Below are 12,553 nucleotides of genomic sequence, written 5' to 3' on the forward strand. Positions count from 1 at the left end.
TCCGCTCGCATCCGTATGTTGTGAACGGTACCGCCAAAAACCAAACAGCCGCTCCGAAGAGCGGCTGTTTCCTATCACATCAAAGCGAGAATTAACCCAGGTTCACCCGGGCGTTGCGGAACATCCGCATCCACGGGCTGTTCTCATTCCAGTCATCCGGATGCCAGGAGTTCGCCACGGTGCGGAATACCCGCTCCGGGTGCGGCATCATGATGGTGACGCGGCCGTCCTGAGTGGTCAGGCCGGTGATCCCATTCGGAGAGCCGTTCGGGTTCGCCGGGTAGTTCTGAGTGACGTTGCCGTAGTTATCCAGGTAACGCAGGGCCACCGTGCCGGATTGTTCAATCGCATTCAGGTGCGCGCCGTCGCGAACCTCCACGCGACCTTCTCCGTGCGAAACCGCAATCGGCATCCGCGAACCAGCCATGCCGTTGAAGAACAGCGAGTCGCTCTGCTGCACTTCCACCAGGCTGAAGCGTGCTTCAAAACGCTCGGATTCATTACGCACGAAGCGTGGCCACAGATCAGCACCCGGGATCAGCTCGCGCAGGTTCGACATCATCTGACAGCCGTTACACACGCCCAGAGCGAAGGTGTCGTTGCGATGGAAGAAACGCTCGAACTGCTCACGCGCCATGCTGTTGAACAGAATCGACTTCGCCCAGCCTTCACCGGCACCCAGCACGTCCCCGTACGAGAAGCCGCCACAGGCCACCAGGCCGTTAAAGCCATCCAGCGCCACACGACCGGAGAGAATATCGCTCATGTGGACATCACGGGCATCAAAGCCGGCACGGTCAAATGCTGCTGCCATTTCAACATGCGAGTTCACGCCCTGCTCACGCAGGATGGCCATCTGCGGACGGGCTCCGGTTGCAATAAACGGCGCGGCCACATCTTCGTCCAGATTGAAGCTCAGCTTGGTGTTCAGACCCGGATCGGCTGCATCCTGCTTGGCTTCGAATTCCTGCAACGCACCCGCCGGATTGTCACGCATCGCCTGCATCTGGTAGGTGGTTTCCGCCCAGATGGTGCGCAGCTCTGTGCGACTTTGCTCCAGCACGCGGTCATTGCCGTTCCAGATCCGCAGCACATCTTCGTCCACCACAGTGCCAATCACATGGCTGCACGCCTCCAGGCCGTGGGTCGCCAGCACCGACTGCACCGCATCCAGATCTTCGGTCCGGACCTGGATCACCGCGCCCAGCTCTTCGTTGAACAGGGTTGCCAGGACATCATCACAAGCATCGCCGTCGGTGGTGTTCAAATCAACTTCCACCCCGGTATGACCGGCAAAGGCCATCTCGGCCAGCGTCACATACAGGCCGCCGTCACCGCGGTCATGGTAGGCCAGCAGTTTCTCATCGCGGATCAGCGCCTGCACCGCGTGGAAGAAGCCTTTCAGCAGTTCAGGGCTATCGACATCCGCCGGCTTGTCGCCCAGTTGCTTGTACACTTGTGCCAGGGCTGTTGCGCCCAGGCGGTTCTGACCGCAGCCGAGGTCAATCAGCAGCAGGCTTGATTCGCCTTTGTCCGTGCGCAGTTGCGGAGTCACCGTCTTGCGGACATCTTCAACGCGACCAAACGCGGTGATGACCAGCGACAGCGGTGACGTCACCTCTTTGGTTTCGCCGTTCTCTTCCCACTGGGTCTTCATCGACATCGAGTCTTTGCCGACCGGAATGGTCAGGCCCAGCGCCGGACACAGCTCTTCACCAACGGCTTTCACCGCTTCATACAGACCGGCGTCTTCACCCGGGTGACCGGCTGGTGACATCCAGTTGGCCGACAGCTTGATGCGTTTCAGATCGCCGATATCGGCACTGGCGATGTTGGTGATCGCTTCACCGACCGCCAGACGGGCCGACGCGGCAAAGTCCAGCAACGCAACCGGTGTCCGCTCACCCATCGACATGGCTTCACCGTGGTAGGTGTCGTAGCTTGCTGCCGTGACCGCACAGTTGGCGACCGGCACCTGCCATGGACCGACCATCTGATCACGGGCAACCAGACCGGTCACGGTGCGGTCACCGATGGTGATCAGGAAGGTCTTCTCGGCAACGGCCGGCAGACGCAATACGCGGTGGGTGGCTTCTTCCAGCGCAATACCGCTACGATCAATCGCCTGACCTTCGGCTTTCTGCGAGGTCACATCCCGGTGCATCTTCGGCGGCTTGCCGAGCAGGATATCCATCGGCATATCGATTGGCGTATTGTCGAAATGGCTGTCTTCCAGCGTCAGATGACGCTCTTCAGTGGCTTCACCCACCACGGCATACGGCGCACGCTCGCGCTGACAAATCGCATCGAAGATGTCCATATGCTCCGGCGCAACCGCCAGTACATAACGCTCTTGCGATTCGTTACACCAGATCTCCAGCGGGCTCATGCCCGGCTCATCATTTGGCACATCACGCAGCTGGAATTTGCCGCCGCGCTCACCATCATCCACCAGCTCCGGCAGGGCATTGGAAATCCCGCCCGCGCCCACATCGTGGATGAAGGCGATTGGGTTAGCTTCGCCCATCTGCCAGCAGCGGTCGATCACTTCCTGACAGCGACGCTCCATTTCCGGGTTTTCGCGCTGCACCGAAGCAAAGTCGAGATCTTCTGCCGACTGACCGGAGGCCATCGAAGAAGCCGCACCGCCACCGAGGCCAATGTTCATTGCCGGACCGCCCAGCACAATCAGCTTGGCGCCGACCGGGATTTCTTTTTTCTGAACATGCTCGTCACGGATGTTGCCCATCCCGCCGGCAATCATGATCGGCTTGTGGTAGCCGCGGATCTCTTCACCGTTATGAGAGGTGACTTTCTCTTCGTAAGTCCGGAAGTAACCCAACAGGTTCGGACGACCGAATTCGTTGTTAAATGCCGCACCGCCCAGCGGGCCTTCCAGCATAATATCCAGCGCGTTGACGATCCGGCCCGGTTTGCCGAAATCACTTTCCCAAGGCTGCTCGAAGTTCGGAATCCGCAGGTTCGACACCGTAAAGCCAACCAGACCGGCTTTCGGCTTGCCGCCGATCCCGGTGGCGCCTTCGTCACGGATCTCACCGCCTGAGCCGGTTGATGCGCCCGGCCAAGGCGAAATCGCGGTTGGGTGGTTGTGGGTTTCCACCTTCATCAGGATATGAGCATCTTCCTGGTGATAGTTGTACTGGCGCGAGGCCGGATCCGGGAAGAAGCGACCCACTTTGGAGCCGGTCATCACCGCAGCATTATCTTTATAAGCAGACAGCACGTAGTCGCTGTGCAGCTCATAGGTGTTCTTGATCATCTTGAACAGCGACTTCTCCTGCTCCACCCCGTCAATCGTCCAATCGGCATTGAAGATCTTATGACGGCAGTGCTCAGAGTTCGCCTGGGCAAACATCATCAGCTCGATGTCGTTCGGGTTACGGCCCAGTTTGGTGAAGTTCTCCACCAGGTAATCAATTTCATCTTCCGCCAGCGCCAGACCCAACGCCACATTCGCCTCTGCCAGTGCCTGACGACCACCCGCCAGAATATCCACACTCTTCACCGGTGCCGGCTCAGCCTGAGTAAACAGGGCCGCTGCAGCGTTCAACTCGGTAAACACGACTTCCATCATGCGATCATGGATCAGACCTTTCAGCTCAACAAGTTGAGCGTCGGTGAGGGCAGCCGTGGTCTCGATGTAATACGCTGTCCCGCGCTCCAGGCGTTTGACCTGAGTCAGGGCACAGTTACGGGCGATGTCGGTAGATTTGGAAGACCAGGGAGAGATCGTCCCCGGACGCGGGGTGACCAGAAGCAACAGGCCGGACGGCTCATGCTCTGCAATCGTCGGACCGTAGGTTAACAGGCTAGCCAGCTTGTCTTGCTCGTCCTTGCTCAGCGGCGCTGACAGATCAGCAAAATGCATGAACTCAGCGTAAATGCCTGACACAGGCAGCTCCAATTCGCGGCAGCGCTCTAGCAGCTTTTGAACGCGAAACTCAGACAGTGCGGGTGAACCACGCAAAATTTCCATGTGCGTACGTCTCTCGATTAGCAGTTGAATGAAGGTGATATTGGCCTAATCCCCCGGTCAAAGCCGGGACAATTACGTCAATGCCACCTCGTTTTCCAGCACATTCCGAGGCATCCAGGCCACGAAGAAGCACGCGATGGGGCGTAGTATAAGGGAAATTTTTTTGTGACGTAACACCTGACGCAACCGTTTGCGCGTTTTTTTTTCAATCCGCGACAATTCTCGGGTCCCAGCCCCGGAATTGTCGCGTAAGCTGCTTTTATCCTGCCCGTTTCTGACCCGGAGGTTCAAAATGACACCAACCCATATGCCTGAACGCACATATCAGAATAACAAGCTGTTACGGGTTAAGGCGCGTCGTGGCTTTGCGGACTTCCAGAGCTTTGGTATAAAGAACGTCAAATAAAAACGATGAGCATGTATTGTTGAACAACATTCTACTTCCCCAACGCCTGCGCCTGTTGCTGGCTGCGGTGCTCAGCCTGACGCTGCTCAGCGGCTGCAACTGGCTCGAAGCCCCGGAGAAAAGCGACCTTGAGCGGATCCGCGACAGCGGCGTCCTGCGCGTGGGTACCCTGAATAACCAGTTGTCTTACTTTATCGGCAACGAAGGTCCGACCGGGCTCGACTATGAGTTGGCGCAGCGCTTCGCCGACAAACTGGGCGTCAAGCTGGAAATGCAGCCGATGTTTACCCTCTCCGGACTTTTTCCGACGCTCAAACGCGGCGATGTCGATCTCGTGGCCGCCGGCCTGACCATGACCAAAGAGCGTCTGGCGGAGTTCCGAGCCGCGCCCGCGTACTACTATGCCAGCCAGATTGTGGTCTATAAGAAAGGCCAGTGGCGCCCGCGCAGCATTGAAGATTTAGCCGAAAACAAAGGCAAACTTGTGGTCGTGAAAGGCTCAAGCCACGAACGCAGCCTGGAAACCTTAAAAGTCCTGCACCCGAACCTGACCTGGGAAGCACAAGCCGAAACCGACAGCGACGAGCTGCTGCGCCTAGTGGCGACCGGCGAACTGGACTACACCCTGGCGGACTCGGTCGATGTCGCGCTCAGCCAGCGCATCCACCCCGATATTGCCACGGCACTGGAGCTCACTGAAGATGAGCCCATTGCCTGGTTCCTCAACCGGGCAGCCGACGACAGCCTGTATGCGCTGCTGATCGAATTTTTCGGTGAGCTAAAGCAGAGCGGCGAGCTGGCCAAACTGGAAGAGAAATACTTCGGCCATGTCGCCACCTTTGATTATGTCGACACCCGCGCCTTCCTGCGTGCCATTGAGAATAAACTGCCGCGCTGGGAAAGCCTGTTCAAGAAATATTCCGAAGACCTGGACTGGCGTTTGATCGCTGCGCTTTCCTATCAGGAGTCGCACTGGAACCCGAGAGCGGTCTCACCGACCGGGGTTCGCGGGATGATGATGCTGACCTTGCCGACGGCGAAATCAGTCGGGGTGACCAACCGTCTGGATCCGGAGCAAAGTGTTCGGGGTGGGGTGCAGTACCTGCGCAAGATGATCAACCGGATCCCAGACAGCGTCGAAGGGCATGAGAAAGTCTGGTTTGCCCTCGCCTCCTACAATGTCGGGTTTGGTCACCTGATGGATGCCCGCCGCCTGACCAAGAAACAAGGCGGTGATCCGGATGCCTGGAGTGATGTGAAACAACGCCTGCCGATGCTGCGTCAGCGTAAGTACTACCAGCAGACGCGCTATGGCTATGCCCGCGGAGATGAAGCGCTCAATTACGTGGAAAATATCCGCCGCTACTACCAGAGCATCATGGGCTATGAGCAGGCACACCGGCAGCAGCTTCAGAAAGAGCAAATCGCCGAAGTCGATGGCCTGCACACCATTACGCCACCGGAAACGCCGCTGGTGAAACCTGAGGCCATTGAGGAAGCAGCCAAAGCTGCCAAACCGACCCGAACGGCCAGCAATTAAAATTGATCAGTCCCAATTGGGGCTATCAATCCAAAACGTTCAGCCCTGCATTTGCAGGGCTGATTTGTTTCTATATTCTGTCCCTTGTCGGCAGCAGCCTGCCGTCAAACATCAGGCAACACTAGCCATCCATTGGTTTTAAGTCCTGAGCAGGTTTCAGGGCCTCGGCTGCTTGCCTGGCTTTCTTTTCAGCTTTCTTCTCTGCCCGGCGGCGCTTAAAAAAGGCCTGCAACTGGGCCCGGCATTCGGCTTCCAACACACCGACCTCGTAAGCAACATGGTGGTTGACTTCGTCATAGCTCAACAGGTTCATGATACTGCCGGCAGCGCCCGTTTTCGGATCGCTGGCCCCATAAATGACTTTGCCCACCCGGCTGTGCACCATAGCACCGGCACACATCGGACAAGGCTCCAGGGTGACATACAGCGTGGTATCGATCAGACGATAATTTTGCAACGCCTGCCCGGCCTGGCGCAGCGCCATGATCTCGGCATGGGCCGTTGCATCGTGCTGGCCGATCGAGCGGTTCCAGCCTTCGCCAATCACCTGGCCGTTGTGGACCACCACAGCCCCTACCGGCACCTCGCCTTCGGCTTCGGCATTTGCCGCCAACGCCATCGCCCGGCGCATAAACAGTTCATCTTGGCTTTGCTCAGTCACGGCGTCGTTCTTCCCGTAGTCGCGGCTTTCAATCAGGCCGCGCATTATAGAGCCAATCCCCCGGACCACCAAGCACCACTCCAATTATTGCTCATGAGTAAAAGTTATTTTCAATATATGGCAATTATCAACCTGAACGAAATAAATATACTAAGTCCATCACAATCAGCCAGGGAAAAGGCCAGCACCCTTTTTCCCTTTCTATAAAGTCTCCTACTGTTATAGCAGCATCAGGAGCCAATCCGGGGTCCGCCCCGCCAAGTCCAAGAGGGAAACCATGTCTGAATCCTTTATCAAATCCAAAGCCGCTATTGCCTGGGGACCAAACCAGCCCCTCTCGATTGAAGAAGTCGATGTCATGCTGCCGAAAGCCGGTGAGGTGTTGGTCCGTATCGTCGCCACCGGGGTCTGCCACACCGATGCCTTTACCTTGTCCGGTGACGATCCGGAAGGCATTTTCCCGGCCATCCTCGGCCATGAAGGCGGCGGGATTGTCGAACAGGTCGGCGAAGGGGTGACCAGTGTTCAGGTCGGTGATCATGTGATCCCGCTGTACACACCGGAATGCGGCGAGTGTAAGTTCTGCCGATCCGGCAAAACCAACCTGTGCCAGAAAATCCGCGAAACCCAGGGCAAGGGCCTGATGCCGGACGGCACCACCCGCTTCTACAAAGACGGTCAGCCGATTTACCACTACATGGGCTGTTCGACGTTCTCGGAATACACAGTCCTGCCGGAGATCTCGCTGGCCAAGGTCAACAAAGATGCACCGCTGGAAGAAGTCTGCCTGCTCGGCTGCGGGGTCACCACCGGGATGGGCGCGGTGCTGAAAACCGCCAAGGTTCAGGCCGGTGATACCGTCGCCATCTTCGGTCTGGGCGGGATCGGCCTGTCGGCGATTATCGGCGCTGCCATGGCCGGAGCCAGCCGGATCATCGGGGTCGACATCAACGAAGACAAGTTTACGCTGGCGAAAAAGCTGGGCGCGACCGACTGCATCAATCCGAACGATTACGACAAGCCGATCCAAGAGGTGATTATCGAGATGACCGATGGCGGGGTGGATTTCTCGTTCGAGTGTATCGGCAACGTCAACGTGATGCGCTCAGCACTCGAGTGCTGCCACAAAGGCTGGGGAGAGTCGGTGATCATCGGAGTCGCTGGCGCCGGACAGGAAATTTCGACCCGTCCGTTCCAGCTGGTCACCGGCCGCGTTTGGCGTGGCTCTGCGTTTGGCGGCGTCAAAGGGCGCTCTGAGCTGCCTGGCATTGTGGAAGACTACATGGCAGGGAAATTCAAGCTGGATGATTTCATCACCCACACCATGGCGCTGGAAGACATCAATGACGCGTTTGACCTGATGCATGAAGGCAAGAGTATCCGCAGTGTGATCCACTACGCCAAATAATCTTCACCACCACAGCGCTGCCCCGGCAACGCTGTGGTGCACACGCGAGAGCCCATCACGAATGACGATTGAAAATATCAGTGCCAACAAAAGCTTCGGCGGCTGGCACAAGCAATATACCCACCGCGCTGACACCCTCAACTGTGAGATGCGCTTTGCTATCTACCTGCCGCCACAGGTCGCGACCGGAACCAAGGTACCGGTGGTCTACTGGCTTTCGGGCCTGACCTGTACCGACGAGAACTTTATGCAAAAAGCCGGGGCGCATCGCATTGCCGCCGAGCTGGGGATTGCCATCGTCGCGCCGGATACCAGCCCGCGCGGCGACGAGGTGGCAGACGATCCGGACGGCAGCTATGATTTCGGCCTCGGGGCCGGTTTTTATGTCAACGCCACTCAACCGCCGTGGAACCGCCACTACCGCATGTACGACTATGTGGTTCAGGAGCTGCCGGCCCTGATCGAGGCCAATTTCCCAGTCAGTACGCAACGGGCGATTTGCGGCCACTCCATGGGCGGCCACGGCGCACTGATGATCAGCCTGCGCAATCCGACCCGCTACAGCTCGGTGTCTGCCTTCAGCCCGATCAGCCACCCAATGAATTGTCCATGGGGGCAAAAAGCCTTCACCGGGTATCTGGGCGATGACCAATCGCAGTGGGCCCAGTACGACAGTTGCGAGCTGATGAAACAAGCCACCGACGCGATACCGGCACTGGTGGATCAAGGCGATCAGGACCCGTTCCTCAACGAGCAGCTGAACCCCGAAGCCCTGCAGCATGCCGCCAAACAAGGTCGGTATCCGCTGGAGCTGCGTATGCAGACCGGCTATGACCACAGCTATTACTTCATCGCCAGCTTCATCGAAGACCACCTACGCTTCCATGCCGGGCACTTTAGAGCGAATTGATCGCAACACGCCAGTTTCTGGCTTCTGGCTTCTGGCTTCTGGCTTCTGGCTTCTGGCTTCTGGCTTCTGAGCATGTGCCCCGAAAGACAGCGTCTGAAAACAAACAGCCCGGCACAAGGCCGGGCTGCGAATGCATTGCCGTTCGAATTAGAAACCCAACGGAATACCGAAAGTAAAGAAGCCCACCAGCACCGCTGACCAAACCACCAGGAAGGCCATCGAGTAAGGCACCATCATAGCGATCACATCGCCAAACGACAGTTCAGGCTTATATTTACGCATGAAGGCCAGCACCACCCCGGCGTAGCTCATCATCGGCGTGATGATGTTGGTCGAGGAGTCGGCAACACGGTATGCCGCGGTGACCATATCCGGCGTCATATCCGGGTTCACCTGGTACAACATCGGCACAAAAATCGGACCCAGCAGCATCCACTTCGATGTCAGGCCACCAACAAACAGGTTGATCACCGCCGTAGTCAGGATAAAGCCCAGAATCAGCAGAATCGGGAAGTCCTGCAGGCCCAGTGAAGCCAGGAAAGACGCGCCCAGGTAGGTCACGTACGTGCCCAGACCGGAGAAACTTAACAGCGCCAGGAAGTTATATGAGAAGAAGGTCAGCACCAGGATATAACCCATGGTGTTCATCTGCTTCACCATCGCCGATACGACATCCTGCATCGACTTGAACTTGCCTGTAGCCACCCCGAAGAAGATCCCAATCGTGGCAAACACCATCGCAATCAGCAGGATCACATTCTCCAGGTAAGGGGTCACTTCCCGGCCGGCGTCATTGGTATAGGTCGCGAGCGGTCCCATGGCCAGCGCCGCCACTGCACCCAGCGCCAGGATCAGGCCAATCCCGGCGGCACGCAGGCCTTTGTTTTCGGCTTCAGTCACCTGGAAGTCATCCAGGTTGAGATCTTCCGGGATCTGATACGACATCTTTTCCAGACGCGGCGTCACGAAACGCACGGTGACCCAGGCCCCCAGACCCGCCAACAGGAAGGTCGACGTGGCAATGAAGAAATAGTGCATGGTCGCCGGGTTGATCGGATCGCCACTGGCGGTGACAAACGGGATCCCCTGAGATTCGGCAAAAATACGGGCGTTCACCCCAAGAATCACATCCGATGGCGTGGCCGGGATCAGGTTAGCCGAGAAGCCTGCCGAGACACCGGCAAAAGCAGCGGCCATCCCGATCAGCGGGTTCTTGCCCAATCCGGCATACAGCAGACCGGCCAACGGGATCAGGATCAGGTAACCAGCATCGCTGGCAATGGAGCTCATAATCCCAAGGAACACCACCAAAAGCGGCAGCCAGCGGTCGTTGATCCGCAGGCCAACTTTCTTGATGACGGTCGACAGCAGACCGGAATGCTCGGCAATCCCGACCCCGACCATCACAATCAGGATCACGCCCAGCACGCCGCGTCCGAATGACAGCCAGTTGGTCAGCAGCGCATTATCGAACATCCAACGGACATTTTCCGTCGCCAGCATATTTTTAATGGTGTGGGTGACCGCATTCCCGTCGGCCCCTGTGGTTTCAAACTGAAGACCACCGATCAGCCCGGTCAGCGCCAGACAGAACACCAACAGAGACATGAAGATAATGACCGGATCCGGAATTTTTTTTCCGACGCGTTCAATGAATCCAATCACGCCCGATTGGGACGGTGGTGAAGCCATGGTATCACTCATAATCGTACATCCTTACTACTTCGATTGAGTTTATGCTTCATTTAACACCAGAGATAGAGGATTAATTCAATAGTTTAACTGGTGACAAATCAGCAAAATCAGACTTTAAATCCAATCTAATATGACAAGACGGTCATATTAATCAAGATTCACAAATATCACCACAAAAGATCACTAAAATTTACAAATTTATTAATACAAAACTCTTTAGTGAATTAATCTCAACAACGAATATAAAACAATATTCCATATTGGAATTATCACTTTCCCCGACTCCCCAGTCTCCGGATCAAAAAAGGCCCTGCAGTGCAGGGCCCATGATGAACAAATGGTCAAATTACAGCTGATAGGTGTAAGGTGCCTGGATACCCAGTGGGATCCCCAACGCCCAGTAGGCCAGCAGGAACAAGGTCCAACCAATCAGCAGCGCAATGGAGTACGGCATCATCAGCGATGCCAGGGTGCCAATCCCGGCACTCTTCACGTAGCGCTGCATATAAACCACCACCAGCGGGAAGAACACCATCAGCGGCGAAATAATATTCGACACCGAATCCCCGACCCGGTACGCCGCCTGCGTCAACTCAGGTGAAATCCCGACCGCCATCAGCATCGGTACCAGGATCGGACCAATCAGGGCCCACTTCGCCGAAGCCGAGCCCACCAGCAGGTTGACAAAAGCGGTCAACAGAATCATCCCGACAATGGTCACCTGGCCCGGCAGGTTCATCGCTTTCAGCAAGTCAGCGCCCGACAACGCCAGCAAGGTACCCAGGTTGGACTGACTGAAGGCTGCCAGGAACTGAGCACAGAAGAAAGCCATTACGATGTAGCCGCCCATGGTCCCCATAGTGCTCGACATGGCTTTGATAATGTCGTCACTGGACTTGAAGGTCCCGGACACCCGGCCATACACCACACCCGGGATCACAAACAGAATAAAGATCAGCGGCACAATGGACTGCATCAGCGGTGCCGCGAACGCGGTGATCTCGCCTTGAGGCGAACGTAATGGTGAAGACTCCGGGAACACCGCAGCAATCAAGGCCACAATGCCCAGCACCATCGCCCAACCGGCACGGTTAAAGGCTTTCGATTCAATCGCCGTAAAAGAGCCCAGATCCGGCGCTTCTTCAGCATCCTCATCAATCGCGGTCTTGCTCAGGCGCGGCTCAATGATTTTTTCCGTCACATACCAGCCGATACTGACCACCACAATGGAAGAAAGTCCGGTGAACATCAGGTTCGCCAACGGGTTAACGATATAAGCCGGATCCAGGATCTGGGCCGCCGACTGGGTAAAACCGGCCAGCAGCGGGTCAATTCCGGATGGAATAAAGTTCGCAGAAAAACCGCCGGACACCCCGGCAAACGCTGCCGCAATCCCGGCCAGGGGATGGCGACCGGCAGCATGGAAGATGATCCCCCCCAGCGGGATCACCAGCACATAACCGGCATCGGCCGCGGTATGCGACACAATAGCGACCAGGATCAGCATCGGTGTCAGCAACTTGGCCGGTGTGAAATTCAGCATTTTCTTCAGGCCGGTATTGATAAAGCCAGACGCTTCTGCAACCCCAACCCCCAGCATCGCGACCAGCACAATGCCCAGCGGCGCAAACCCGGTAAAGGTTTTCACCATGCCGGCCAGAAACTCAGCCAGTGACTGGCCGGTGAGCAGGTTATTAATTTCAATGGCTTGTCCGGTGACAGGATGGATCAGTCCGAATTCGAACAGGGAAAGGAGGGCGGACAAAGCCCAGACGAGCAGCAACGCCCAGAAAAACAGCAGCGCCGGATCCGGGATCTTGTTCCCTGCCCGTTCAATGAAGTTCAGGAATTTATTCATCGCCCCTGACGGCGCTTCAGACGTGTGATTGACAGCTTGATGACTCATGGGAGCTCCATGGTAAGTGTGATGTTGGTT

General features: G+C 56.8%; 7 protein-coding genes. 3 read left to right on the forward strand and 4 right to left on the reverse strand.

Translation table 11 applies throughout. The annotated features are described in order from the left end of the window. Positions 1–91 precede the first annotated feature (91 nt). Positions 92–3,997, reverse strand: a complete 3,906-nt coding sequence (purL, locus tag VV869_RS09920) for a phosphoribosylformylglycinamidine synthase (RefSeq protein WP_337734785.1) — start codon at positions 3,995–3,997, stop codon at positions 92–94. A 422-nt stretch (positions 3,998–4,419) separates the two neighbouring features. On the opposite strand from purL, the gene mltF reads away from it, so the two are divergent. Then, positions 4,420–5,943 (forward strand): membrane-bound lytic murein transglycosylase MltF, encoded by a 1,524-nt coding sequence (mltF, locus tag VV869_RS09925; RefSeq protein ID WP_337734786.1) that lies wholly within the window; start codon positions 4,420–4,422, stop codon positions 5,941–5,943. A 121-nt stretch (positions 5,944–6,064) separates the two neighbouring features. Here mltF and tadA read toward each other — a convergent pair whose 3' ends face one another. After that, positions 6,065–6,649: a tRNA adenosine(34) deaminase TadA gene (tadA, locus tag VV869_RS09930; protein ID WP_443147304.1), complete on the reverse strand. Its 585-nt coding sequence runs from the start codon at positions 6,647–6,649 to the stop codon at positions 6,065–6,067. Between the two features lie 232 nt (positions 6,650–6,881). Between tadA and VV869_RS09935 the strand changes: the two genes are divergently transcribed. Together VV869_RS09935 and fghA are read left to right on the forward strand one after the other, a co-directional pair. Next, the gene (locus VV869_RS09935; protein WP_337734787.1) at positions 6,882–8,012 is read left to right on the forward strand and encodes an S-(hydroxymethyl)glutathione dehydrogenase/class III alcohol dehydrogenase; all 1,131 of its coding nucleotides are present in this window, start codon (positions 6,882–6,884) and stop codon (positions 8,010–8,012) included. A 61-nt stretch (positions 8,013–8,073) separates the two neighbouring features. Further along, positions 8,074–8,922, forward strand: coding sequence for an S-formylglutathione hydrolase (gene fghA, locus VV869_RS09940; RefSeq protein WP_337734788.1), 849 nt, complete (start codon positions 8,074–8,076; stop codon positions 8,920–8,922). A 147-nt stretch (positions 8,923–9,069) separates the two neighbouring features. Here the strand turns inward: fghA and VV869_RS09945 are convergent, their stop codons facing one another. After that, entirely contained in the window at positions 9,070–10,626 is a 1,557-nt protein-coding gene (locus tag VV869_RS09945; protein ID WP_337734789.1) for an AbgT family transporter, read from the reverse strand. A gap of 337 nt (positions 10,627–10,963) precedes the next feature. Then, positions 10,964–12,523: an AbgT family transporter gene (locus tag VV869_RS09950; protein WP_337734790.1), complete on the reverse strand. Its 1,560-nt coding sequence runs from the start codon at positions 12,521–12,523 to the stop codon at positions 10,964–10,966. Positions 12,524–12,553 lie beyond the last annotated feature (30 nt).

Origin of the sequence: Photobacterium sp. MCCC 1A19761 (assembly GCF_037389125.1) — a bacterium.
In the GTDB taxonomy this organism is placed as follows: Bacteria; Pseudomonadota; Gammaproteobacteria; order Enterobacterales; family Vibrionaceae; genus Photobacterium.

Coding starts and splice junctions, on each gene's coding strand:
- purL (WP_337734785.1), bottom strand. CDS start 3,997: ATGGAAATTTTGCGTGGTTCACCCGCACTGTCTGAGTTTCGCGTTCAA.
- tadA (WP_443147304.1), bottom strand. CDS start 6,649: ATGCGCGGCCTGATTGAAAGCCGCGACTACGGGAAGAACGACGCCGTG.
- VV869_RS09935 (WP_337734787.1), top strand. CDS start 6,882: ATGTCTGAATCCTTTATCAAATCCAAAGCCGCTATTGCCTGGGGACCA.
- fghA (WP_337734788.1), top strand. CDS start 8,074: ATGACGATTGAAAATATCAGTGCCAACAAAAGCTTCGGCGGCTGGCAC.
- VV869_RS09945 (WP_337734789.1), bottom strand. CDS start 10,626: ATGAGTGATACCATGGCTTCACCACCGTCCCAATCGGGCGTGATTGGA.
- VV869_RS09950 (WP_337734790.1), bottom strand. CDS start 12,523: ATGAGTCATCAAGCTGTCAATCACACGTCTGAAGCGCCGTCAGGGGCG.